We start from the raw sequence: 24,213 nt of genomic DNA on the forward strand, positions 1-24,213 counted from the left end.
CACCCACTCAATAGATAGCAGTACTATCCATACCTTAGGTTACGGGTGCGGGATGAGGACAGCCCCGGCCCGTGACCGCCCCTTGAGTCTCATGGCCCCGGGGCGCATGCCCACTGGTCTTGCGCGCAATCCAACAAATTCCAGGAGGCGCGGTCAAGGCCCGCTGCGGGATCAGGTGCACCTGTGTGAGCAGGACCGCATTCCGGCGCCGTGACTCACGGCCGCAGGGCCCGCAGCAGCAGGTCGGCGAGGTGGTCGGCGACCTGCTGCGGACTGAGCGGCCCGTCCTCGCGGTACCAGGTGCCCAGGTGGTGCACCGACCCGAAGTGGTAGTCGACGACGAGGTCGGCGGGGATGTCGGCGGCGAACACGCCGGTGCGCTGGCCCTCCTCGATCAGGGCCCGGAACCGCTCGTGGTAGCGCCGCCGCTCGGCCCGTACCTGCTTGTCCTTCTCCGGACTCAGCTGGTGCATCGACCGGAAGAAGATCTTGGTGTCGTCGAGGTTCTCGATGGTGGTGACCACGACATCGGCGGCGGCGTCCCGCAGCCGCTGCTCCACCGGCGCGTCGGCGTCCGCGAAGTGGTCGAGCCGCTCCTGCTGGAGCCGCAGCACCCGGCCGTAGACCTCGTGCAGCAGATCGTCCTTGGAGCCGAAGTAGTGGTAGAGGGCGCCCTTGGTCACACCCGCCGCGTCGACGATCTCCTGGACGGAGGTGCGGTCATAGCCCTGCTCCGCGAAGAGCCTGGTGGCGGTGGCCAGCAGCCGCTGGGCCACCGGCTTCGCACCGCCGTTGCCGTTGCCGTCCTTCGTGCCGGCCATCGCCCTCACCTGTCCTTCGTGCTCAGTCATGCGCGGTGGCGCAGCTCCCGTCGGAGGATCTTGCCACTCGTGGTCTTCGGAAGCTCGGCCAGGATCTCCACCGCACGGGGATATTTGTACGCGGCCAGCCGTTCCTTGCAGTAGGCGGTCAGCTCGGCGGGTTCCGTCGCGGTGCCGGGGCGCAGGCTGACATACGCCTTCACCGACTCACCGCGGTAGGCGTCGGGCACCCCCACCACCGCCGCCTCACGCACCGCGGGATGGCTGTAGAGCACATCCTCGACCTCCCGCGGCCACACCTTGAAACCGGAAGCGTTGATCATGTCCTTCTTGCGGTCGACGACATAGAGCCAGCCGTCGCGGTCCATGAAGCCGATGTCGCCGGTCCGCAGCTCGCCGTCCGGAAGGGCCTCGGCGGTCGCGTCGGGGCGGCGCCAGTAGCCGGGGACGACCTGCGGGCCGCGCACCGCGATCTCGCCCGGCTCGCCGAACGGCAGGTCCCGGCCGTCCTCGCCGATGATCCGGACGACGGTGTCGGGGCCGGGGACACCGACGGCGAGCGTGCCGGACACCTTGTCGACCGGCGCCTCCCGGCCCGGCGGGACGCTGGCGCAGGGCGCGGTGCACTCGGTCAGACCGTAGCCGTTGTGGACGTACGGCCCGAAACCGGTACGGAACTTCTCGACGAGGGCGGGCGGCAGCGGCGCACCGCCGGAGGACATGGTCCGGAAGGACGCGAAGTGGTCGCGGGTGACCTCGGGGTGGGCCATCAGCGCCATATAGGCGGTCGAGGGGCCGACCGTATAGGCGGGGCGGTGCTCCAGGAAGGCATCCAGGACGACACCCGCCTCGAAGCGGTAGGCAAGCACCAGGGTTCCCTGGTTGGCGATACAGGCCGCCAGTTCGCAGACCATGCCGGTGATGTGGAACAGCGGGGCGAGCGCGAAGTAGGTGGCGCCCGCGGGCAGGCCCAGACCGGTGCGCTGGCGTTCGGCGTTATAGGTGATGTTGCCGTGGGTGTTGGTCGCGCCCTTGGGGGTGCCGCTGGTGCCCGAGGTGTAGCTGATCAGCGCGAGGTCGCCGGCGGTGAGCTCGGGGTCGTCGGGCGCCACCCGTATCCTCCCGGCCGTGCGGGCGACGGTCAGCAGATCGTCGGCGTCCTGCTGCGGCCCGAGCCGCTCGCCGTGCAGCACCCGCCGGTCGTCGCGGGTCTGGAGATCCCGTTCGTGGGCGGTGAGCACGATCCGTACGGACGGCGCCCCGGCGGCGGTGGCCCGCAGGAAGCCGTCCCAGGTGCGGTCGGCGCAGATGACGGCGGTGACCTCGGCGTCGTCCAGGATGTGCCGCATCTCGGCGGACTTGTACATGGGGTTGACGGGCACCACCACCCCGCCCGCCTTCCACACACCGAGCAGGGCGAGCACGAAGTGCGGGGTGTTCTGGAGCATGACCGCGGCCCGGTCGCCGCGCTGGAAGCCGCGCTCGGCGAGGTGGGCGGCGATGCCGTCGGAGAGCGCGTCGGTCTCGGCGTAGGACAGCCGGCCGTCGAAGTAGGCGAGCGCCGTACGGTCGGGCACGCTGCCCACCGCGGCCCGGAAGGCGTGCAGCGTCGAGGGAGGCGGCTGCACGGGGGCGCGCTGGGCGTCGGTGAGCTGTGCAAGCCACGGCTTGTCCTGGTAGGAGGTCATCGAGGTGCGGCCCTTTCTTCCTGATCGCCCGATCATCCCTGCGGGGAAACGGCTGGATGAGGCGGGGTGGCCGACCGAGGCCGCCACCCCACCTGCTAGGAGCGGCCCTCGGCCTGCTCCAGCTTCTGCTGGAGGTGGTTCATCCCGCCGAGCCAGCGGTCGGGTTCGGCGGCGCGCGCGGTGTAGTAGTCCGCGACCTCCGGGTGCGGCAGGACCAGGAAGCGGCCCTCCGCCATGGCCGCGAAGAGCGCCTCGGCGACGTCCTCGGGCTCGACGGCGGTCGGGGTGAGTACGAGGTCCCCGGCGGTCCCGGTGGCGGCCAGCATGTCGGTGCGGACGCCCTGGGGGCAGATGGCGTGGACGTCGATGCCGCGGTGCCGGTAGGTCAGCGAGAGCCACTCGGCGAAGGCGTACGCACCGTGCTTGGTGACGCTGTACGGGGCGGCGGCGACCATGGTGAGCAGGCCGGCGGCGGACACCGTGGAGATGAAGCGGCCGCTGCCGCGCTCCAGCCACTCCGGCACCAGCTCACGGGCGGCCCGGACATGCGCCATGACATTGACGTCCCAGGCCAGCGCCCAGTCCTCCTCGGGCGCGTCGGGCCCGCCGCCGGTGCCGACCCCGGCGTTGGCGCAGAAGATGTCGATACCGCCGCCGAGCGCCTCGCGGGCGGCCGGGACGACGGCGGAGGCGTCACCGGCGACCGCGACCGCCCCGATCGCGTCGGCGGTCCGCTTCGCCTTGGCCTCGTCCAGATCGTTGACCACGACCCGGGCGCCCTCGGTGGCGAACCGGCGGGCCAGCGCGGCGCCGATCCCCCCGCCCGCCCCGGTCACGACCACGGTCTTGTCCCGTACGGCTGCCACGCTGGATCTCCCTCGGTCACGTCGGTTCGGCTGACGGCAGACTAACCAGTCGGTATGTCCTGACGGAAGAGTCCTTTCCGCCTTCGGCCCGCCCCATTCCGGGATCCCACCGGCCCGGCTAGCGTGCGCACGACACGGACCCGGTTGATTCCTGATCACGGAGGTGTGCGGATGGCTCTGTCGAGACGCGTTCTGCTCGGGCAACTGGCGGCGACCGGAGCGGCCGGTGCGGCCCTGGCCTCGGGGGCCGGACCCGCGCGGGCCGCGCAACCGGACCACGGCGGAGGCCGGCGGGTGCGCACCGGCTTCGACCGGCTGGCCGCCGACGGCTACCGCCTCCTGGACGGCCACCGGGTCGGCATCGTCACCAACCCCACCGGCGTCACCCCGGATCTGCGGCACATCGTGGATGTGATGCACGCCGACGACCGGGTGCGGCTGACCGCCGTCTTCGGCCCCGAGCACGGCTTCCGGGGCACCGCACAGGCCGGCGGCTCCGAGGGGCGCTACGACGATCCGGCCACCGGACTGCCGGTCTACGACACCTACAACAAGAGCGGCCGGGCCCTCGCCGACATCTTCACCGCCTCCGGTGTGGACACCGTCGTCTTCGACATCCAGGACGTCGGCGCCCGCTTCTACACCTACATCTGGACGCTGTACGACTGCATGGTGGCCGCGGTCCTGGCCGGCAAGCGCTTCCTGGTCCTCGACCGCCCGAACCCGGTCACCGGCCGCGCGGCCACCGGCCCGGTGCTGGACAAGGCGTATGCCTCGTTCGTCGGCCGGGAGCCGATCGCGCAGGCGCACGGGATGACCGTGGCGGAGCTGGCGCTGCTGTTCAACGGCGAGTTCGTGCCGCAGGCCGCCGGGCGCCCGGTGGAGCTGGAGACGGTCCGGATGACGGGCTGGCGGCGCACCGACTTCTTCGACACGACCCGGCTGCCCTGGGTCCCCCCGAGCCCCAACATGCCCACCCCCGACACCGCCCTGGTCTACTCCGGCACCTGCCTCTTCGAGGGCACCAACCTCTCCGAGGGACGCGGCACCACCCGCCCCTTCGAACTGCTGGGCGCCGACGGCATCGACCGGCGCTGGGCCGCGGCCGCCACCGAACTGGCGCTGCCCGGTGTGCACTTCAGGGAGGCCTACTTCGCCCCCACGTTCTCCAAGTTCCAGGGCAAGACGATCGGCGGCGTCCAACTGCATGTCCACGACCGCGCGGCCTTCGACCCGGTGCGCACCGGCATCGGCCTCCTGGTGACCGCGAAGCGGATCTGGTCCGGCTTCGCCTGGCGGCCGGACCACGGCATCGACCGCCTGACCGGCTCCGCGCTGGTCCGGACGATGATCGACGCGGGCGCCGGGCCGGACGAGATCGTGGCCGCCTGGCAGCAGGACCTGAAGCGCTTCCGTACGGTGCGGCGGCGGTATCTGCGCTACCCGTAAGGGCGTTGGGCCGGTGCCGTTCGCGGCCGGCCCCGGTCTCAGGAACCGGGACCGGCCCGTTGGCCTCTTGACCGGTGCCTCCACCGGGCCGGAAAGTGCGCGGGTGAGCAAAGACGCGACAGCAGCGCAGACACCGGACGACGCTCCGGCGAAGACGAACGGGGCGGCCGCCGGCGGCGAGAGCCTGCGCCGGGTGGCGGTGGCCTCGTTCATCGGGACGGCCATCGAGTTCTACGACTTCTACATCTATGGGACGGCCGCCGCGCTCGTCCTCAACCAGGCGTTCTTCCCGACCCTCGATCCGGTCAACGCCACTCTCGCGTCGTTCTCCACCTATGCGGTGGCGTTCGCCGCGCGGCCGCTCGGCTCGGTGGTCTTCGGCCACTTCGGCGACCGGGTGGGCCGTAAGTCCGTCCTGGTCGCGTCGCTGCTGCTGATGGGGCTGTCGACGGCGTGCGTCGGACTGCTCCCGGGGTACGGCACCTGGGGCATCTGGGCACCACTCCTGCTGATCGCGCTGCGCTTCCTCCAGGGCATCGGGCTGGGCGGGGAGTGGGGCGGGGCCGCGCTGCTCGCGGTCGAGCACGCACCGCGCAGCCGCCGGGGCTTGTATGCGGCGTTCCCGCAACTCGGCCCGTCCGTCGGGTTCTTCGCGGCGACCGGGGTGTTCTGGCTGCTGTCGTCCGCACTCGACGACGCGGCGTTCCGCTCATGGGGCTGGCGGGTGCCGTTCCTGCTGTCGTTCCTGCTGGTCGGCGTCGGACTGTTCGTACGGCTGAAGATCAGCGAGACACCGGTCTTCACCAAGGTGCTGGACGCTCAGGAGGCGAGCAGGGTCCCCGCCGTTGAGGTGCTGCGCCGCCATCCGCGCGAACTGCTGCTGGGCGCGGGCGGGATGATCGTGGCGTACGGCCTCTTCTACACGGCCACTACCTACTGCCTCTCCTACGCCACCGGCACCCTCGGCATCTCCCGCAACACCATGCTGGGGCTCTCCCTCGTCGCCTGCCTGTTCCTGGCGGCCGGCACCTGGCTCGCCGCCACCCGCTCCGACGGCGCCGGCCGCCGCGGGCTGATCCTGGCCGGCAGTGTCCTGGCGGCGGTGTGGGGGCTGGTGCTCTTCCCGCTGCTGGACACCGGCCGGCCGGTGCTGATCGCCCTCGGCATCGGGGGCGCGCTGTTCTGCATGGGTGTGGTGTACGGCCCGATGGGCGCCTATCTGCCCGAGCTGTTCAGCGCACGGGTGCGGTACTCGGGCGCCTCGCTGGCCTACAACCTCGGCGGCGTCCTGGGCGGCGCGGTGGCTCCCCTGGTCGCCACCCGGCTCCAGTCGGCGTACGGCTCGGCGTCGGTGGGCTGGTACGTCAGCGCGATGGCGGCCGTCTCCCTGCTGTGCGTCCTGGCACTGCCGGAGACCCGGGAGCGGGAACTGGACTGAGGTGGCCTGAGCCAGAAGACGCCCCCGGCCTTCGCGGCTGGGGGCATTCTTCGCTTTGCCGACCGAGCGTCAGCCTTGCAACTGCACCAACTGAGAGGGGTCGTCGAGCCAGGCAGTCTCGCCCTCCTGGGTGATGGTGAGCCCGAATCGCGTGTGGTCAGGCCGGCCCTGCTCCACCCACCACCAGTACGCCTCCTCCGTCTCGTCCCACAGCCGTCGTGGGCCCGACTGCCAGACCCGCGCTTCCTTCTCTCCGTCCCGGAACATGACGCATGCCCAGGACCTGTCGCTCAGCCCGTAGAGCCACACGGGTCGGGCGCCGTTGCGCTTGTCAGCAACGGCCCTGGAGCAGTCGCGGACGCGAAGCCCGAGGGCGAACGGGAGGGCTGTGTACCTCCCGGTAAGGAAGTCGCCCTCGGGAATCGCCGTGAAGGACGTGCCGGCGTCCTCCATCGCCCCCGCGGCGAAGTACTCATCATGCTTGGGTCGTTCCAGTCGCTGCGATCGCAGCTTCATGAACTCCACCGGGCGGGTGAAGTGCCCGGACGCCTTCCCCTTGCCCACGACCAGGCGGACAACGGCATCCGCGTGGGAGAAGTGCGTGCCCCACGGCGCGACGATGAGGCCACCCGGCCGGGTCTGCTCAATCCATGCGCCCGGGATTTCCCGGAGGCCGACCGTGGCCAGAATGCGGTCGTAGGGGGCGCTGTCCCGGTAGCCCTTGAAGCCGTCTCCTACAACGACCTCGGGGTACAGGCCAGCTGTGCAGAGCCTTTCACGGGCTTGGCGCGACACGGCGAGGTCCACCTCGATCGTGGTGACACGGCCATGCCCGCAGCGGTGGAACAGGGCGCCGGATGTCTCGCCTGTGCCGGTGCCCACGTCGAGCACCTTCATGCCCTTTTCCACGTCCAGGGTCTGAAAGAGGGAGTAGACGACCGAGGGCATGGATGATGAGCTGGTGGACACCTTCCCTGGCTGGGTGCCGATGTGATTGCCGTCGTCCCACTGGGTCACGATAGGGATGTTGCTGTCCGCCGCGGCGTACCAGGTGCAGGGGTCAGCCGTCCGGTCTACGGGGAGGCTCTGCCCGATGTCCATGTCGAACGGCCACATCAGGTCGGGCAGGAAGACGGCGCGGTCGAGTGCCGCGAATGTCGGAGCCCAGTCCGACGACATCGATTGCGATTCGAGAAGGGCGCGCCCCAGCTCCTTGCGGCTGGGGCGCTCCTCCTGCGGAGAGTTGAGTGTCACTTGCGGTGCGTCCCGTCGCCGGGCGGGGTGTCACCGTCAGGGGACGGGGGCTCCTGGGGAGGCGTCCAGGGAGTGCCGGGGTGGCCGTCGCCTTCGTCACCGCCGACAGCGGTGATCGCCTGCAAATTGGTCACGTCGATTCCTCGCCTTCATTGAGTTGGATGGTGCTTTTCTCTGTACCTGTCGCGGTAGTCGAGCTCGGCTCACAGACCACCGGACAGGGTGGAAAGGCTCGCCCCGGGAGGCGCGGGGAGCCACAGCCCACACGGTGACGGGCGCGCCAGCCAGGGCGAGCCTGCTCACGGGGTCCGCAGGGCCAGACTCATGCCGATCACCAGGCCGCACGAGGCGCTGATGGCGATGATGAACAGGACTCCGGCGAACCGGCTGATGGCGCGCATCACAGAACCGCCCGGCTTCTGGCGCTGCGCACAGTGTTGCGTGCGCTGAGCTCCTCGCGTGCGCTCGGGGGGATCACGTCGTCGGGCTTGGCGTCCCCTTCGCGACCGCCCGCGAGGGGCCGCATCTGGACCCTGCCGCCCAGCTTGCTCATGACGACACCGGTCTGGTCTGTCTGCAAGTCCTTGGCCAGATCGCCGATTTCGGGTCTGTTCTGTTGATCGCTCGCCATGACCACGAAGCTACGCCTACGCAGAGAGGCACCCCGGACACGCAGCGTGGCACTTCTCCGGCGATCCGACAGGAAGTGCCACCTTGCGTAGTAGCTACCCAGTTACGCCCAGGTGAGCGGCCATGTCACGCATGTCCGCGGTCAGCGTCCTCTTACGGCGCGACAGGATGTCGTCCATGATGTACCGCGCCATGGACTGATGCTTCAGCCACTCCGGCGAGGTTCGATGGATGGCGTTGAGCTCATCCATGGCGTCCTGATGCGATCCCAGCTTCGAGTGGGCCCTGGCGACGTCCAGGCGGTGTCGGTCCCAGTTGTTCGCACTCGGCCGGCCGAACCGCTTCAACGCTTTTGCCCCCACGGGGCCCTCGTCGGCCCGGCGGAGCACTCCGCGGGCGTCCCCGATCAGGGAGAGGTCTTCGATCGCCTTCGCCTCGGCAGTCACCGGCCCGAAGGTGGTCCAATGCTCCCGGAAGTTGACGTGCTCGACGTTCAGGGCGCTCGCGGCCGTCGCAGTCATGCGCCGAGCCTCCTTGGCCACGTCTGGGCGGTTATTGCGCATCGCCGCGGAGGCAACGCGCTGCAGGAGCTCGCCCCACACCGCCAACTCGCCTTGTGACGCACCGGAGATTCGAGGCTCGACCTCGGATGCCGTGACAGTGGCCAAGCGCTCGGCTTCGTCAAACCGATCCTGGCGCAGGAGCAGCCAGCCCATGCCCACGACGCCGGTAGCGGCAATGAGCGTCTGCCCGGTCTCCCTGGCATCCCGGATGCCCTGAGAGAGGGCGTGATGGGCCATGTCATACCGCCGTACCTGCGTCAGGTACTTTCCGGCGAGCAGGAAGGAGCTCGCGCGCAGAATGGTGGCCCGCCGACGGGCCTCCTCGTCCTCGGCTAGCACGACCGCAGCCTCGGCGGAGCGCAGGATGGCGGGCAGCTTCTTCGCGACCGAGTCGTAGCGGTCTGCGTGGTACAGGCTGTGCGAGTCGTCAATGTCTCGCCAGATGGCTGCAAGGTCGGGGGCCTGGCCCGGCTCAGTGAGCACTTCCGACAGCCCTATAGGTGGCATGAGTGCTCGGCGCAGTGCCATCAGCTTCGGGCCGTCGCCCGCGTTGGGGCGCACAGGCTCCGGCGACTCGGTGGCGAACAGGCTGGACGTGGTGGTGCCCAGGGCGCGCGCAAGCATGTGAAGAGTCTCGACTTGAACATTTCCGCCTTGCTCGACCTTGCGGACGACACCCACGGACAGGCCGGCTTCCTCGGCAAGTTGTTCCTGACTCATGCCAGTCCGCCGACGATGATTGCGGATGTTCTCCTGTAGCGACGACATCGAATCACCTCCCGTTCAGCGTACGCCGGTTGGGAATTCAGCAAGCCCCCTCCAGAGCAGGCGTTCTTCCCGACACCCTCCCGTCAACGCCGCAAACGCGTCTGAGGTGCCGACGCCCCCGCGCGCTCAGGAACTCAGCCACCACCGTCCGCTCTCCCGGGACAGCGCGTCCCACAGGAGGTTGAGGGGGTGGCCGGGGGCGTAGGAGTCCCGCTCGCCGCGGCGGGTGAAGACGCCGACCAGTACCTCCGTTCTGGGGCCCACCTCTCCGACGAGTTCCAGGGTGCGCAGTCCGCCGGCCTCCGGGAGGCGGCCGTCCGCCGCCGCCTCCCCGATGCCCCGGGTGACCAGCATCGCGCCGCTCACGACCCCGGACCGCAGCAGCTCGAAGCCGTAGTGCGCGGCCTCGATCTCGGCCGCGATGGAGAGCCGCTGGCGGTAGTCGGGGCCGTACCAGGCGGTCAGGAAGCGGCCGATCAGTCCGCGCGCCGAGACGACCAGCGGCAGCCCGGGCAGGTCCCGGGCCGCGAAGGAGGTGCCGGGGAGCCGCTCCGGCGGCAGGTTCGTCAGCAGGGACAGCCCGCTGCGCCGCCACTCCATCACCTCGTACGGAGCCAGCAGTTCCGCTTCATCCCGCTCGGTGACCACGACGCTGCCGCAGACCAGATCGAGGTCCTTGGAGCGCAATTTGGTGAAGAGGTCGCCGGTGCGGACATGGGTGACCTTCAGATCGACATCGTCGCGCTCATAGTCCTCGGTGACCCGTTCCACCGCGTCCAGCAGAAAGCCGAGGGTATAGCGGGTGGTGCCGACGGAGAGCGTCCGGCCGAGCCGGCGGCGGGCGTCGTGCACCCCGTCGGTCCATTCCCCCAGCGTGCGGCGCGCCAGCTCGACCAGCGCCTCCCCGGTCGCGGTGAACAGGGCATCCCGGCCCCGCCCCTGCTTGAGGACGAGTTCCTCGCCGCACAGCGTGGCGAAGGTGCGGTTCATGGTGTCCAGTTGCTTCTGCACGCTGGACTGTTCGCGGCCCAGCCGGCGGGCGGCGCCCAGCGCGGTACCCGCCTCGTGGACGACGATCAGTGTGCGCAGCTGGTCCATGGTGGTATCCAGCAGCTCCGTCGGGTACTGCTGCGGACCTGACAAGGCCATGCCTCGCTTTCCCCTCCCCTGGAAGTTCAGAACCCTGAAGCATAACCCCCAGGGAAATGCGCCCCGAGGGCAGTCGGCGTTCCTGGCACGGGAGTTGGGCCCACGAAGGCACCCGGCGGGCGCGCACGAAGGCCCCGGGGTCACCCGCCCCCGGGGCCTCGCTGGTGCCGCCTTCCGTCTACCGGTGGGCGGGGAACTCCACCACCTGCTGATAGGTCGGCCGGTTCTGCCAGCTGATGGTGGCGTGGGTCAGGCCGCCCACCGTGCGGTGGATGATGGCGTCCGCGCACCACTGGTCGCCGGCCTTGCAGCTGTCATCGCCGGGGTAGACCTGCTCTGCCGTCTTCCCGCTCGCCTGCTGGAGCGTGGCCAGCAGGGTGTCGCGGCAGGCGGACAGGTCACCGTCGCCGCAGAACGTCCGGCCGAGCGGCCCGGCCACCTTGTCGCCGAGCACCGCCCGCAGATCCTTGTCCGCGTAGCTCCACCAGCCGTACTGGAAGGCCGATCCGGCGTGCGCCCCGGTCGGGCCGTGGCCGGCCGAGGGTGACTCGTCGATACCGAGGTTGGCCCGCAGCGCGTCGTAGAGGTCGCCGCCGAGGCCCGGCTTGAAGACGGCCTCCGTCATCAGCGGCCACCAGGCGTCCATGAGGCGTACCGCGTCGGGGTGGGTGTAGGTGTGCGAGCCCGCGGCGGTCTCCCGGCGCTGGGCGCCGTCCTTGCGCCAGGCCGCCAGCTGCTGGATCGCGGTCTTCAGCTTCGGGTCGGTGACCGGCTTGCTGCCCAGGACCCGCAGGAGTTCGGGCAGCACGTCCTCACCGCGCAGGTCGGTGACCGCGGCCTCCCCCATGGCACGGGTCAGCGACGCCCGGGTCACCCCGCCGTCCTCCGTCAGCGCGCGCACCCGGCCGTCCAGCAGATTGCCGCGGTGCACCGAGCCGTTGCCGTAGCCTGCCGAGTCGTAGTCCTTGGCCTGCTTGTTGTTCCAGGAGATGTAGTAGTCCTGGTTGACGGACTGCGGGTGCTGGGCGGACGGGGTGTAGTCGGTGGTGTTGGTCTCGGGGTCGTAGCCCTTCCACTCGTAGGCGTCGTCCGCCTTGACGGGCAGGGCCGGATCGACCTCGGGGTTGCGGACCGGGTTGAGGCCGCTGTTGTAGTACGCGATGTCGCGGGAGTCGGCGTAGAACCAGTTGAAGGCGTAGCCGATGTGCTCGGCGGCCTGCTGGAACGTCTTGGCGTCCCGGACGTAGGACGGGTCGTTGAACATCTGGAAGCCGATGATCGAGTCGGCCTCGTGGCGGTAGGTGGAGCGCTGCGCGGTGTAGGCGACGGGCTTGCCGTCGACGGTGGCGCGGTGGGTGACGGTCCCGTACTTGGTCCGGAAGACCTGCATCCGGTAGGAGCCGGCCGCCGTGGGGTCGGCGATGGTGGGCTTCCAGGAGTTGGTGCGCTCCAGCTTCTCCATGGGGACGCACTTGCCGCGGTAGCGGTAGGCGGTGGAGTCCTTGGTGGGCGTCGAGCCGTCCGCGTTGCACAGCTCGACCGCGAAGGTGTCGGTGATGTCCTGGCCGGCCGAGGTGGCGCTCCAGGAGTAGTCCTGGCCGCGGCCGAGCTGGACGTACATCCCGACGCCCGCGAAGGAGGCGCCGCGGGCGCTGATGCCGGGACCCTGGATCTCCTGGAGCATCAGCAGCTGGGGCGCGAAGTAGCCGGTCTGCGGGCCGAACACGGCGACCGGATGTCCGCTCGCGGAGTGTTTGCCGGACACCAGCAGGGCGTTGGACATCCCTCGGTGCTGCGTGGGATCGAAGCTCCCCTCGGGCAGCACCCCGTCCTTGAAGAGGCCCTCCAGCTTCTTGTACTTCCTGGGGGCCTTGACCGGGTCCCGGGGCGGCGTCCCGCTCTTGGTGGTGGCCGCGCCGGTGCGGTCGAAGACCAGCGGCTCGGGGGTGACCGAGCCGCGGTCCGGCAGCGCCGTGCCCTTGGCCTTGGCGGGCTTCACGGCGTACGGGAAGCTGCTGCCGTCGTGCAGGGTCTTGGCGGCCTCGGCGTCGTTGCGCTCCCGGAAGGACTCCCAGACCTCGGTGCCCTTCTCGACGCCGTACTTCTGCTGGGCGGAGAGCAGCGCCAGGGCCGAGGGGACCTCGCCGCCACCGCCGTTGCCGAAGAGCCCGCCGACGACGGAGGCCAGGGCTATCAGGTCGGTGAGCTTGAAGGGCTGGATCTCACCGGCGTTGGTAACGGCGTCGACATGACCGGTGAGCACGTACTCGCCGGGGAAGTAGCGGCCGTTCTTGGACTGTTCGCGGTAAGCGTTGATCCCGTCGACATAGGCCTGGGCATCCTGCATGGCCAGCTTGCCGCGCTCGCCGTTGGTGTCCCGGATGCGCTCGACCTGGGCCTGGAGATCGTCCTCGGTGTACGGCGCCTGCGGCCAGAACTGCTGCTCCAGGCCCTGGTTGGCGAGCGCGCCGCCGGCGAAGGAGGTCAGTTCGCCGCGGCCGATGTGGCGGAAGAGGTCCATCAGCCAGAGCCGGTCCTGGCCCGCGGCGTAGCCGGCGCCGAATTCGGTGCCGTAGCGGGTGGTGCCCTTGATGTGCGGGACGCCGGTCTTCTTGTCGCGGGTGATGGTCACATCGTTGCGAGGCGTGCTGACCTTGCCGACCTGGTCCGCGGGGACGCCGAAGGAGGCATCGTTGAAGAAATTGCCGAGGGTGTCGTCGGTGAGCGACTGATAGCCGCTCGCCAGCGCCCCGTACGGGGCGAGTTGGTCGGTGGAGTGCTCGGGGTGGGTGCCGAACAGCTTGTTGCCGAGGATCTCCACCAGGGTGGCGTTGCCGGTGGCGCCGGGCGGCAGGATGTCGCCGCACTGGCCCCGGCAGTAGTCCTGGGCGTCCGGGGGCGCGGCGGCCGCGGTGGGGGGCGGTGCCAAGAGCGTGGCACCCAAGGCGAACAGGGCTGCCGCGGCGGCAGTCCTGAACCTTCCGGTACGTCGTCGCATTGCAGCTCCTCGATGGGGGTCCCCTTGGGGAGGGCGGGCGGGACGTTACCGGCGGTTACGCTCGGCCGGAAGATGAACAACAGTCAACTTTTGCTCTGCCGCCCGAAGATCGGGCCGGCGCCGCGGCGACACCTCGGAACATCGCCAACAAAGCCGCAAAAAAGTTCGATGGATCCAAGTGGGGGCAGGCTACGTCTCATCCCTGTCCAGTCGGATCCTCCCCACGGAGGTGGGAAGAAATGGCCGGTTTCAGAGCCCTCGCAGAGCAGGTCCGCAATCCACGTCTCGTCGCGACCCAGCGACGCACCGCGCTGCGCAAGTGCCTTGAACGCTTCGCCCCTTACGGGCACCGGGCGACCTGGCACCATCTGTGCACCCGGGCCGGTATCGCGACCCAGGACCGCGATCCCGATCCGGAGCGGCTGATGGCCGCGCTCGCCGAGCTGGAGGAGGCCCGTGCTCTCTGGCTCGCGTACGAAGAGGAGTGCGCCGCCCGGCGCCGCAAGGAGAAACACCACGGCATCCGCCAGCCCGGCGCCCTCGACGAGTGGCACCGGCGGACCTGGGGCGGCTGCGACATCGTGCCGTGCGAGTCACCGCAGCGGCACCCCGCGGCCCGTCTCTCGGTGGTACTGCGCCGCATGATCGCCGCGATGGAGGCCGGCCGGCCCCGCCGCGACTGCCCGGTGTGCGGCAGCACCCGCTTCGCCTGGCCCCCGGAGTCCGCGGACTCCCCCGCCACCGGCCCGGCCTGCCGCCAGTGCGGCGTGCTGGCCCCGGTCTCCGTACTGACCCCTGAGGCCCTCACCGCCGCGGGCCGGCTCCACGGGGCGGACGCCTTCGCGGCGGCCTGACCGTCCTCGCATGACACCGGGCGCCTCCGCGTGACGGGGGCGTCCGGCTCGGTGTGCGAACGGGTCGCGTGGCCTCCGCCCGGAGCCCACGCCCCCGCGGCCTCCACAGCGCGCGGGGCAACGGGCGCAGGTCGCCCACCGTTGGGCATCCCGTTCCAATAGGGGCCTTTACGAACCGGCCCGCGAACTGAAACAACTGTCCACGGGCCGACCACCCGCACCGGCAGCGCGCCCGGGGGGCCTCGGTCCTCCTGCCCGGGCGGCACCAGGGTCGCGCGGGCGTCGGTAGGAGAGGGTGGACGTCCATGGCCGAACTGCACGATCTGACCGCGCTGGAGCAGGCCCGGGGAATCCGGTCCGGGGAGCTCTCCCCCGTGGAACTCACCGAGCACTATCTCGCGCGGATCGAGCGGCTCGACGACACACTCGGCGCCTTCCTCACCCGTACCCCCGACCTCGCCCGCAAACAGGCCGCGGACGCGGAGGGCGAGGCCGCCACGGCCCGCCGCGAGGGCCGTGAACTGCCGCCGCTGTACGGCGTTCCCGTGCCGGTGAAGGACCTCAACCAGGTCGCGGGGGTGCGCTGCACGATGGGCTCCCGGGCGCTGGCCGAGCATGTGCCCACCGTCGACGACCATGTGGTCGGCAAGCTGCGGGCGGGCGGCACGATCCTGCTCGGCAAGACCAACACCCCCGAATTCGGGCTGCCCTGCTACACCGAGAACGGACTCGCCCCGCCCGCCCGCACCCCGTGGGACCTGGCGCGCTCGGCGGGCGGTTCCAGCGGTGGGGCCGCCGCGGCCGTGGCGGGGGGCCTGGCGCCCGTCGCGCACGCCAGCGACGGCGGCGGCTCGGTCCGGATACCGGCCTCGGTCTGCGGGCTCTTCGGGATCAAGCCCAGCCGCGGCCGGATCAGCGGCGGCCCGCTGCTGCACGATGTCTCCGGGCTGGCCACCTCGGGCCCGCTGGCCCGTACGGTCGCCGATGCGGCCACCCTGCTGGACGTCCTGGCGGGGCCGATGCCCGGCGACCCGTTCGCGGCGCCGTCGCTGCCGCCCGGCGAGACCTTCGCCGGCCACGCCCTCCGCGACCCGGGACGGCTGCGGATCGCCTGCCTCACCGAAGCGCCCGTCCCCGGCATCGAGGTGCACCCCGACTGCCGTACCGCCACCACCGAGACCGCCGCCCTGCTGACCGGACTCGGCCATGAGGTCGAGGAGTTGACGCTGCCCGCCGGCGAGAGCGTCCTGCTCGCCTTCACCCGCGTCTGGTCGGTGCTGGCCGCGAGCCGCCCCGTACCGCCGGGGGGTGAGGAGCTGCTGATGCCGCTCACCCGCTATCTGCGCGACCGCGGCGCCGAGGTCTCCGGTACGGACTTCACCCGCTCGCTGTACGCCTTCCGGATGCTCGCCCAGTCCCTGGCCGACGGTCTGATGCCGCCGGGCGGCTATGACGTGATCCTCTCGCCGACCCTGGCCGCGCCGCCGGCCGAGGTCGGCGCGCTGCGCAACGACGCCGACCCGCAGGCCGAGTTCGACGCGCTCGGGGCGTTCACCCCGTTCACCGCGCTCTACAACGCCACCGGCCAGCCCGCGGTGAACGTCCCGTTGCAGTGGAACGCCGAAGGGCTGCCGATCGGGGTGATGCTGGCCGGCCGGTACGGCGAGGAGGCCACCCTGATCGCGCTGTCGGCACAGCTGGAGCAGGCCCGCCCGTGGACGGGACGCACCCCGTCCGTGTGGTGACGAAGACCGGAGTGCGCGCGTCCGTCCCGCCCCGGGACGGGCGCGCCCGCGCTCAGCCCTCGCCCGTGCAGCACCCCTGCTCGTCCGGCTGCGCCGGGCCGGCCCCCGGCTCGCCGCCGGTGCGCTGCTGTGCCCCCTCGGGGTCCTTGGCGCTCCGGTCGACCCGCAGCCGCCGCGCGCCGGGCCCCTGCTCGCCGAGGTTGTCGTACGGATTGGACAGCGCGCACTTCTCCAGCGACAGGCAGCCGCAGCCGATGCAGTCGGTCAACCGGTCGCGCAGCTCGACGAGTTGACTGATCCGCTCGTCCAGTTCGGAGCGCCAGACCTCGGAGAGCCGGGCCCAGTCGGCGCGGTTGGGGGTGCGCTCGTCGGGCAGCTCCGCCAGCGCGTCGCGGATCACCGCGAGCGGGATGCCGACCCGCTGCGCCGCCCGCACGAAGGCGACCCGGCGCAGTGCGTCACGGCTGTAGCGGCGCTGATTGCCCGCCGTCCGGGTGCTGCTGATCAGCCCCTTGGACTCGTAGAAGTGCAGCGCGGACACCGCGGCGCCACTGCGCGCGGAGAGCTGGCCGACGGAGAGCTCATGAACCTTGTACGGAAGCTGGGGCACGGTTCAACCCTAGGGCCTGTCGTGGGGATCAGGCCGGGCTCGCGGGGTCCGGCGCATTGACAGCGGGGGCTCGCACTCCGCATTCTGAGCAAGCGCTTAGTAAGCGTCGGCCGATGCGCGCCAACGGCGGACGGACCCCCGAGGAGGCAGACGAGAGATGGCAGAGCCCCGAGTGTTTGGATCGCTCGACGAACTGCGGGCCGCGGTCGGTGAGGAGCTGGGTACCAGCGACTGGCTGGAGATCGACCAGAAGCGGATCGATCTCTTCGCGGAGGCCACCGGCGATCACCAGTGGATCCATGTGGACCAGGAGAAGGCCGCGGCCGGCCCGTTCGGCACCACCATCGCGCACGGCTATCTGACGCTGTCGCTGCTGCCCGCCCTCGTCCCGCAGCTGATGCGGGTCGACAACGTGAAGATGGGCATCAACTACGGCACCAACAAGGTCCGCTTCCCCGCCACCGTGCCGGTCGGCTCGCGGCTGCGCGCCACGGCCAGGATCGCGGACGTGACCGAGGTGTCCGGCGGCGTCCAGCTGGCCACGGTCGTGACGATCGAACGCGAGGGCGGCGACAAGCCGGTCTGCGTCGCGGAGACGGTCAGCCGCTTCTACCTGTGAGCGGCAGGCCACCCCCGGCCGGCGCCGGGGGGCCTCGCGGCGGCGCGCCCCTACGCGACCGGCGCGCCCACCATCCGCAGGACGAGGTCGGCATACAGCGTGCCGACCTCGTCGGGGGTGCGCGGGCCGTCCGCGGTGAACCAGCGGGCGACGTCCACACACAGCGACAGCACCGCGAGGGTGGTGCCCGGCACGTCGTCGGCCCGGAACTCGCCGCTGTCCGCGCCGTCCTGGATGATCTGCCGCAGCAACCGGTCGGTCCGGCGGCGCAGTCCGGCGATCTCGGTGTAGTGGTCGGGGCTCAGCGCCTGGAGTTCGTACTGGATGACCCGGGCGGTGGTGTGGTGCTCCGCGTGCCAGCGGGCGAAGGTGCGGACGGCGTCGCGGAGCCGGTCGGCGGCACTGCCCTGGGCCTCGGCGGCGGCGCCCATGATGCGCAGCGCCTTCTCGTGGCCGATGCCGCTGATGCGGTAGAGCAGCTCTTCCTTGGTCTTGTAGTGGATGTAGAGGGCGGCCGGGCTCATCCCGGCGCGGCCGGCGATGTCACGGGTGGTGGTGGCGTGGTAGCCGCGTTCGGCGAAGGCCTCGACGGCGGCGCTGACCAGCCGTCGCGCGGCGTCCGGGGTCACCCCGGCCCATTCCTCGTTCTCCTCTTTGGCCCGCTCCGCCGCCGCACCCATCGCGCACCCCGCTCCTCGACCCGCCAGGGACCCTCCTCTGACGGATCGAACACCATATCGCGCCGCTGAGCAAGCGCTTAGGGCTCGGCGGGCAGGGCGGCGGCCTCGTGGACGTGCGGACCGGAAGGCTTCAGAAGGCGGAGACCCCCGTCAGCGCCCGCCCGATGACCAGCTTCTGTATCTGGCTGGTGCCCTCGTACAAGGTCATCACCCGCGCGTCCCGCAGCAGCTTGCCGACCGGGTACTCGTCGATATAGCCATAGCCGCCGAACACCTGGAGGGCGTTGTTGGCGGCGCGCACCGCGGCCTCGGAGGCGAAGAGCTTGGCCTGGGACGCCTCGGTGGCGAACGGCTCGCCGCGGTCGATCAGATCGGCGACCTGCCAGGTCAGCAGTCGCGCGGCCGCCACGTCCACGGAGATATCGCTGATCAGCTCCTGCACCAGCTGGTGCCGGGCGATCGGCTTGCCGAACTGCTCGCGCTCGCCAGCGTAGCCGAGCGCGGCGTCCAGGGCGGCCTGGGCGATACCCACACAGCCGGCGGCGACCGACATCCGGCCCTTGGCCAGCGCGGACATGGCGACCGAGAACCCCTTGCCCTCGGGGCCCAGCATGGCGGTCGCCGGGACCCGTACGCCGTTCAGGACCAGCTCCGCGGTCGCCTGGCCGCGCAGCCCCAGCTTCCCGTGGATCTCCCGGCGCTCCAGACCGGGGCTGTCGGCCGGGACGAGGAAGGCGCTGATGCCCTGGTGGCCGGGGGCGCCGCCGGTGCGGGCGAAGAGCAGCACCACATCGGCCCAGGTCCCGTTGGTGATGAACATCTTGGCGCCGTCGATGACGTAGCCGTCGCCGTCACGGACCGCGCGGGTGGCGAGGTTCGCGGCGTCGGATCCGGTGCCCGGCTCCGTCAGGCCGAAGCAGCCGACGGCCTCGCCGGAGGTGAGCCGCGGCAGCCACGCCCGCTTCTGCTCCTCGTCGCCCCATGCCGCGAGGGTCTTGGCCACCAGTCCCAGGGAGACCGAGACGATGCCGCGCACCGAGGAGTCCCCGCGGCCCAGCTCCTCGGTGACCAGGACGTAGGAGAGGTGGTCGCCGCCCGAGCCGCCGTACTCCTCGGGGACGGTGAGTCCGAGGAAGCCGAGGCCGCCGAGCTTCTTCACGATGCCGCGGTCGACCTGTTCGGCGCGGTCCCAGGCGGTGACGTACGGGGTGATCTCGCGGTCGGTGAAGTCCTTGGCGAGCTGCCGTACCGCGGTCTGCTCCGCGCTGAGCTCCAGGTTCATCTCGGGCCCCTTGTGGACGAGAGCAGTTAATTAGCACTGCTAGTTTTCGGCGGCCAGCCTCTACTATGTGCGGCATGGCCCGACCCCGCAAGCCCCTTCTGAGCCGCGAGCGCATCGTCTCCACGGCGCTGGCGCTCATCGACGCCGAGGGGCTGCCGGCGCTCTCCACCCGGCGGCTGGCGGCGGAGCTCGGCGTGAGCGGGCCCTCGCTCTACAACCACTTCACGACCAAGGACGAGATCCTCGACGCGGTGGCCGACACGGTCATCGCCAAGGTCGATGTGTCGGCGTTCGAGACGGGCGCGGACTGGCGCGCCGGGCTGCTCGACTGGGCCCGCTCCTACCGCGCGGCGCTCGCCGCCCATCCGCACATCGTGCCGTTCCTGGCGCAGGGCCCCGGCCGCCGCCCCGCCGGCCTGAAGATGGCCGACGCGGCGTTCGGCGGGATGGTCGAGGCGGGCTGGCCGCCCGCCCAGGCCACCAGGGTCTGCGCCATGGTCCGCTACTTCGTGGCCGGCTCCGCCCTGGGCTCGTTCGCCCGCGGCTTCGTCGACGACCCGAGCGCCTACGACCCCGCCGACTACCCCCACCTGGGCCAGGCGCATCTGCTGGCCGAGCATCAACGCCAGGTGGACGAGGGCGCGTTCGAGGCGGGGCTACGGGCCCTGGTGGACGGCCTGGCGCTCCAGCACCCGGACCTCGTACCGCCGGAGGGGAGCTGACCGTACGGCGGGGCGGGCCGCGTCGAGAACCTCAGGGCGCGGGCTTCTCCAACGGCTCGATCGCAGCCGACACTTCAGCGAGCAGCGTCTCGACTTCCGCTCCCCAGCGCGAGCTGACCACCAGGTCCCGTGCGGGGTCGACCCAGAGCAGGTGTCCGCCCCCGTTGCCGCGGGCGCAGCGACCGGTGGCCGGGGCCGTGGGCCAGACCGTTCGATGGTCGTTGAGCCACCATGACAGCCCGTAGTTGGGCTTGACCGGGCAGGGCCGCCACATTTCCCCGACCCATCGGCCGGACAGCAGCCGGCGCCCGCCCCATTGGCCGCGCCGCAGGCAGAGTTGTCCGATCCGGGCGAGGTCGAGGGCGCCGATCCACAGGCCGCCGCCCCAGTGCGCGCCACCCGACACCACGGGGAGGCGCCGGCCGCCGAGCTCCACCGCGGAATCGGTATAGCCGTGCCAGGACCAGCCGGACGACGCCCCGATCGGTTCCATGATCCGCTCGTGCAGCACCTCGGGCAGGGGGCGGCGGAGCAGCACGGTGAGCGCGAGGGCGGTCAGATTCACCCGGACGTCGTTGTAGGCCCAGCCGGCTCCGGGAGGGCCGCCGATCGACTCGGTTCCCTCGCGGGTGCTCTGGGCGTCGACCGAGGTGGGTTTGCCCCACAGTTCGCCCTCCCACTGGCTGGACTGGTCCAGAAGGTGCCGCCAGGTGATCTCCTGACCGTGCGCGTCGCCGAATGGGGGCAGATCGATCGACCGGCACACCGGTTCGTCCAAGCGCAACAGCCCGTCGTCGAAGGCCAGTCCGGCCACCAGCGCCAGGACACTCTTGGTGGCACTGAAGGCCATTTCCTCCCGCTCAGGGTCTCCCCAGGCCGCGAGGACGGTCCCCCGCCGCACGACGATCCCGCTCGCCCCCTGCCCGTCGAGCAGGGGGCCCACCACGTCCCGATGTGAGACATCGGAGACCTGGGAAGCCAGGTAGGCCCGCATGTTGCGGATCCCCGGTACCGCGCGCTCCGCCTGCTCGCTCGCGGCACGCGCCAGACGGGTGGCGTCCACCCCCGACCACGGGTCGTCGCCGTGCCCGCCCGCGTCCAGGCACACACCCACGCTTGCCATCATTCCGTTCCGCCCCCACTCCTCTGTGAGCCGGCCGGTGGCACCTGCGTCATGAGCCGCCCGGCTGTCTCCGGCACCGGCCTCGTCATTCTGCACCGCGCCGCCCGGCCGGCGACGAACTGTGCGTGGGGAAGCAAGCAGGTGCACCACAGCTCCCATCGGCCGGTCCGCGCCCTGCGGAACACCCCTCAGGGCCGGTCTCCCGGCTCGGCCCCACCGCCCGGTGCAGGCGCCGCCCCGGCGCGCCGGATCAGCAGCCAGATGGACACCAGCGCGAGGACGGACAGCGCCATGATGTAGCCGGCCACCGCCATCGAGGTACCGGTCGCCTCCAGGAGCAGCACCATCACGAACGGGGCGAGTCCGCCGCCCAGGATCGCGCTGATCTGATAGCCGAGCGAGGCGCCGGTGTAGCGCATCTCGGCGGTGAACAGTTCGGCGAACAGCGCGGCCTGCGGCCCGTACATGATGCTCAGGAAGCAGCTGCCGACGAAGGTGCCGACGCCCAGCCACACCAGTGACGCGGTGTCGATGAGCAGGAACATCGGCACCGCCCAGAGCAGCAGCCCGACGGCGCCCGCGGCATAGACCCGCAGCCGGCCGATCCGGTCGGAGAGCGCCGCGGCGGCCGGAATCAGGGCGAGTTGGGTGAGGCTGACCAGCAGCGAGACGGCCAGTACGGAGGTGCGTCGCATCTCCAGCTCGCGGGTGGCGTAGTCCAGGACGCCGGTGATGAGGATGTAGAAGGTGGCGGTGTTGACCGCGAACGAGCCGCCGGCCAGCAGGACGGTGCGCAGATGGTGCCGCAGGATCTCGCGCAGCGGGGAACGGCGCGCCGCGGCGGCCCGCTCGGTCGCCGCCAGCTGCGCTTCCGCGGCCCGGAACGCGGGGGTCTCCTCGACGTGCGTGTGGATGTAGCGGGCGAGCAGGAGCACCAGGACGCCGACGAGGAACGGCAGCCGCCAGCCCCAGGTGCCGAAGGACCGCTCGTCGGTGACCGCGCCGGCCAGCAGGAAGACGGAGTTGGCGGTCATCACGCCGAGGGGGACGCCGAGTTGCACCAGCGAGCCGTAGAGCCCGCGCTTTCCCTCGGGGGCGTATTCGGTGGCCATCAGCATCGCGCCGCCCCACTGGGCGCCGACCGCGATGCCCTGCAGCAGCCGCAGCACGACCAGCAGGACCGGCGCGGCCAGCCCGATGGCGGCGTAGGAGGGGAGCAGGCCGATGGCGGTGGTGGCCAGCCCCATGACGGTCAGGGCGAGCACCAGCATGGGCTTACGGCCGTGCCGGTCGCCGAGCTGACCGGCGATCACCCCGCCGACGGGACGGGCCAGGAAGCCCACCGCGAAGGTCGCGAACGAGGCGAGGACACCGGCGGCCGGACTGTCCGAGGGGAAGTAGGCCGGGCCGAGGACGAGCGCGGCGGCGATACCGAAGACGAAGTAGTCGTACCACTCGACGGCGGAGGCGAGGGCGGCCGCGGTGGCGACCCTGCGGCGGCTGCGGGCGGAGGGCGGGGTGCCGGTGTTGCCATGTGGCGCGGAGGGGGCCGTATCCATGCGTGCACACTCCGAGGGGTGCGGGGAGGGAGGGGGGCGGCGCCGTGATGTCGGGCGACCGTACCGACCGGCCGGTACGGCGTCAACGGACCACGCAGCACGACTTTCCGGCGCCGCCTGAACGCGGGGGCGGGGGCGCTCCCCGCAGCCCCCGCCCCAGCCGTCCCCACCCCTAGAACACCACCAACGCCCGTCCCCCCTTGCCCGCCAGCATCGCGTCGAAGGCCGCCGGGATGCCGTCGAGGCCGATCCGGTCGGTGACCAGGGTGGCGAGGTCGAACGCGCCGGAGCGGATGTGCCGGGCGATCAGCGGGAGGTCGCGGGCGGGGTCGGTGTTGCCGTAGACGCAGCCGGAGAGGGTGCGTCCGAAGTAGAAGAGTTCCAGGGCGGAGAAGGACACCTGCTGGTCCTGGCCGCCGATGCCGACGACCGTCGTGCGGCCGCCGCGGCGGGTCGCCGACCAGGCCGTACGGATGGTGTCGGCGCGGCCCACGCACTCCACGGCGACATCGGCGCCCAGGCCGCCGGTGAGCTTGCGGATGCGCTTGGCGGTGTCGTCGCCCGCCACCACGAACTCGGTGGCCCCGGCCGAGCGGGCCAGCTCCTCCTTCTCCGGCGAGACATCCACGGCCACGATCGGGCCGGCGCCCGCGATCCGCGCCGCCTGGAGCGTGGCCAGGCCCACCCCGCCCACACCGAAGACCACGACCGACTCCCCCGCCCGCACCCGGGCGCTGTGGTGCACGGCGCCCCAGCCGGTGAGCACCGCACAGCCGAGCAGCGCGGCATCCGCGAGCGGCACCCCGTCCGGCAGTGGCAGCGCGGCCCGTGCGGAGACCACGGTCTCCTCGGCGAACACCGCGGTGCCCAGGCCGGGGTAGAGCTCGGTGGCGTCGTCGGCGCGCTTGGCGTACGGGGCGTTCGCGGCGAGGCCGGAGTGGGCACACAGCCAGGGCTCGGACAGTCCGCAGAAGTGGCAGTCACCGCAGGACGGCGCCCAGTTGAGGACGACCTGGTCGCCGGGGGCCACGGTGGTCACGTCGGGGCCGACCGCGGTGACGGTGCCCGCGCCCTCGTGCCCGAGGACGGCCGGGGCGGGCTGGCGCAGGGTGCCGTTGGACAGCGACAGATCGGAGTGGCAGACCCCGGCGGCGGCGAGCCGGATACGGACCTGGCCGGGGCCGGGCTCGGGCAGCTCGATCTCGGTGATCTGGAGGGGGGCGTTGACGGCGGGCAGTACGGCGGCGCGGACCACAAGGACTCCTCGTGCGCAGGGCGGCGGGCGGGACGGGCGGGCCTCGGGGGGGGGGGGGGGGGGGGGGGGTCCCCCCCCCCCCGCCCCCCCAAGCCCCCCACCTTGTTTCCCCCCCCTCTGTTCAGCCCCTTCCGTTTCCC

Annotated in this window: 21 protein-coding genes; 6 read left to right on the forward strand and 15 right to left on the reverse strand. The window is 71.4% G+C overall.

The annotated features are described in order from the left end of the window. Positions 1-215: 215 nt before the first annotated feature. The 3 genes from ACZ4XD_RS13380 to ACZ4XD_RS13390 form a co-directional block, all read right to left on the reverse strand. Complete coding sequence (locus ACZ4XD_RS13380; RefSeq protein ID WP_423605897.1) at positions 216-821, reverse strand: TetR/AcrR family transcriptional regulator; 606 nt, start codon at positions 819-821, stop codon at positions 216-218. 26 nt (positions 822-847) lie between these two features. Next, on the reverse strand, positions 848-2,509 hold the full coding sequence (locus ACZ4XD_RS13385) for an AMP-binding protein (protein WP_468041456.1): 1,662 nt from the start codon (positions 2,507-2,509) through the stop codon (positions 848-850). Between the two features lie 95 nt (positions 2,510-2,604). Continuing rightward, a complete protein-coding gene (locus ACZ4XD_RS13390; protein ID WP_468041457.1) occupies positions 2,605-3,375 on the reverse strand; it encodes an SDR family oxidoreductase in 771 nt (256 codons plus the stop codon). Positions 3,376-3,546: 171 nt separating this feature from the next. Here ACZ4XD_RS13390 and ACZ4XD_RS13395 point away from each other — a divergent pair, with 171 nt between their 5' ends. Together ACZ4XD_RS13395 and ACZ4XD_RS13400 are read left to right on the forward strand one after the other, a co-directional pair. After that, positions 3,547-4,824 (forward strand): exo-beta-N-acetylmuramidase NamZ family protein, encoded by a 1,278-nt coding sequence (locus ACZ4XD_RS13395; protein WP_468041458.1) that lies wholly within the window; start codon positions 3,547-3,549, stop codon positions 4,822-4,824. A gap of 103 nt (positions 4,825-4,927) precedes the next feature. After that, positions 4,928-6,262 carry an MFS transporter gene (locus tag ACZ4XD_RS13400; RefSeq protein WP_468041459.1) on the forward strand — a complete coding sequence of 445 codons (1,335 nt, stop codon included), beginning with the start codon at positions 4,928-4,930 and terminating at the stop codon, positions 6,260-6,262. A gap of 69 nt (positions 6,263-6,331) precedes the next feature. On the opposite strand, the gene ACZ4XD_RS13405 is transcribed toward ACZ4XD_RS13400, so the two are convergent. The 6 genes from ACZ4XD_RS13405 to ACZ4XD_RS13430 form a co-directional block, all read right to left on the reverse strand. After that, positions 6,332-7,441, reverse strand: a complete 1,110-nt coding sequence (locus ACZ4XD_RS13405; protein ID WP_468041460.1) for a methyltransferase domain-containing protein — start codon at positions 7,439-7,441, stop codon at positions 6,332-6,334. A gap of 71 nt (positions 7,442-7,512) precedes the next feature. Further along, on the reverse strand, positions 7,513-7,650 hold the full coding sequence (locus ACZ4XD_RS13410; protein ID WP_468041461.1) for a hypothetical protein: 138 nt from the start codon (positions 7,648-7,650) through the stop codon (positions 7,513-7,515). Positions 7,651-7,916: 266 nt separating this feature from the next. Beyond that, entirely contained in the window at positions 7,917-8,147 is a 231-nt protein-coding gene (locus ACZ4XD_RS13415) for a hypothetical protein (protein ID WP_468041462.1), read from the reverse strand. A 94-nt stretch (positions 8,148-8,241) separates the two neighbouring features. Next, positions 8,242-9,477, reverse strand: a complete 1,236-nt coding sequence (locus tag ACZ4XD_RS13420; protein WP_468041463.1) for a helix-turn-helix domain-containing protein — start codon at positions 9,475-9,477, stop codon at positions 8,242-8,244. A gap of 126 nt (positions 9,478-9,603) precedes the next feature. After that, positions 9,604-10,626 (reverse strand): LysR family transcriptional regulator, encoded by a 1,023-nt coding sequence (locus ACZ4XD_RS13425; protein WP_468041464.1) that lies wholly within the window; start codon positions 10,624-10,626, stop codon positions 9,604-9,606. 178 nt (positions 10,627-10,804) lie between these two features. After that, positions 10,805-13,624: a penicillin acylase family protein gene (locus ACZ4XD_RS13430; protein WP_468041465.1), complete on the reverse strand. Its 2,820-nt coding sequence runs from the start codon at positions 13,622-13,624 to the stop codon at positions 10,805-10,807. Positions 13,625-13,863: 239 nt separating this feature from the next. Between ACZ4XD_RS13430 and ACZ4XD_RS13435 the strand changes: the two genes are divergently transcribed. Together ACZ4XD_RS13435 and ACZ4XD_RS13440 are read left to right on the forward strand one after the other, a co-directional pair. Continuing rightward, a complete protein-coding gene (locus ACZ4XD_RS13435) occupies positions 13,864-14,478 on the forward strand; it encodes a hypothetical protein (protein WP_468041466.1) in 615 nt (204 codons plus the stop codon). 305 nt (positions 14,479-14,783) lie between these two features. Continuing rightward, positions 14,784-16,223 (forward strand): amidase, encoded by a 1,440-nt coding sequence (locus ACZ4XD_RS13440; protein WP_468041467.1) that lies wholly within the window; start codon positions 14,784-14,786, stop codon positions 16,221-16,223. Between the two features lie 52 nt (positions 16,224-16,275). Here the strand turns inward: ACZ4XD_RS13440 and soxR are convergent, their stop codons facing one another. After that, positions 16,276-16,833 carry a redox-sensitive transcriptional activator SoxR gene (soxR, locus tag ACZ4XD_RS13445; RefSeq protein ID WP_468041468.1) on the reverse strand — a complete coding sequence of 186 codons (558 nt, stop codon included), beginning with the start codon at positions 16,831-16,833 and terminating at the stop codon, positions 16,276-16,278. 157 nt (positions 16,834-16,990) lie between these two features. On the opposite strand from soxR, the gene ACZ4XD_RS13450 reads away from it, so the two are divergent. After that, on the forward strand, positions 16,991-17,452 hold the full coding sequence (locus tag ACZ4XD_RS13450; protein WP_026169316.1) for a MaoC family dehydratase: 462 nt from the start codon (positions 16,991-16,993) through the stop codon (positions 17,450-17,452). A gap of 50 nt (positions 17,453-17,502) precedes the next feature. Here the strand turns inward: ACZ4XD_RS13450 and ACZ4XD_RS13455 are convergent, their stop codons facing one another. Both ACZ4XD_RS13455 and ACZ4XD_RS13460 read right to left on the reverse strand, forming a co-directional pair. Further along, positions 17,503-18,132, reverse strand: a complete 630-nt coding sequence (locus ACZ4XD_RS13455) for a TetR/AcrR family transcriptional regulator (RefSeq protein WP_468041471.1) — start codon at positions 18,130-18,132, stop codon at positions 17,503-17,505. 130 nt (positions 18,133-18,262) lie between these two features. Further along, the gene (locus tag ACZ4XD_RS13460; protein WP_468041473.1) at positions 18,263-19,414 is read right to left on the reverse strand and encodes an acyl-CoA dehydrogenase family protein; all 1,152 of its coding nucleotides are present in this window, start codon (positions 19,412-19,414) and stop codon (positions 18,263-18,265) included. 74 nt (positions 19,415-19,488) lie between these two features. On the opposite strand from ACZ4XD_RS13460, the gene ACZ4XD_RS13465 reads away from it, so the two are divergent. Continuing rightward, positions 19,489-20,136 carry a TetR/AcrR family transcriptional regulator gene (locus tag ACZ4XD_RS13465; protein ID WP_468041476.1) on the forward strand — a complete coding sequence of 216 codons (648 nt, stop codon included), beginning with the start codon at positions 19,489-19,491 and terminating at the stop codon, positions 20,134-20,136. A gap of 31 nt (positions 20,137-20,167) precedes the next feature. On the opposite strand, the gene ACZ4XD_RS13470 is transcribed toward ACZ4XD_RS13465, so the two are convergent. The 3 genes from ACZ4XD_RS13470 to ACZ4XD_RS13480 form a co-directional block, all read right to left on the reverse strand. Continuing rightward, positions 20,168-21,259: a serine hydrolase domain-containing protein gene (locus tag ACZ4XD_RS13470; RefSeq protein ID WP_468041478.1), complete on the reverse strand. Its 1,092-nt coding sequence runs from the start codon at positions 21,257-21,259 to the stop codon at positions 20,168-20,170. A 188-nt stretch (positions 21,260-21,447) separates the two neighbouring features. Next, on the reverse strand, positions 21,448-22,818 hold the full coding sequence (locus tag ACZ4XD_RS13475) for an MFS transporter (RefSeq protein ID WP_468041481.1): 1,371 nt from the start codon (positions 22,816-22,818) through the stop codon (positions 21,448-21,450). A 172-nt stretch (positions 22,819-22,990) separates the two neighbouring features. Beyond that, positions 22,991-24,073, reverse strand: coding sequence for a zinc-binding dehydrogenase (locus tag ACZ4XD_RS13480; protein WP_468041483.1), 1,083 nt, complete (start codon positions 24,071-24,073; stop codon positions 22,991-22,993). Positions 24,074-24,213: the final 140 nt, after the last annotated feature.

Source organism: Streptomyces sp. NPDC029466, assembly GCF_055574515.1.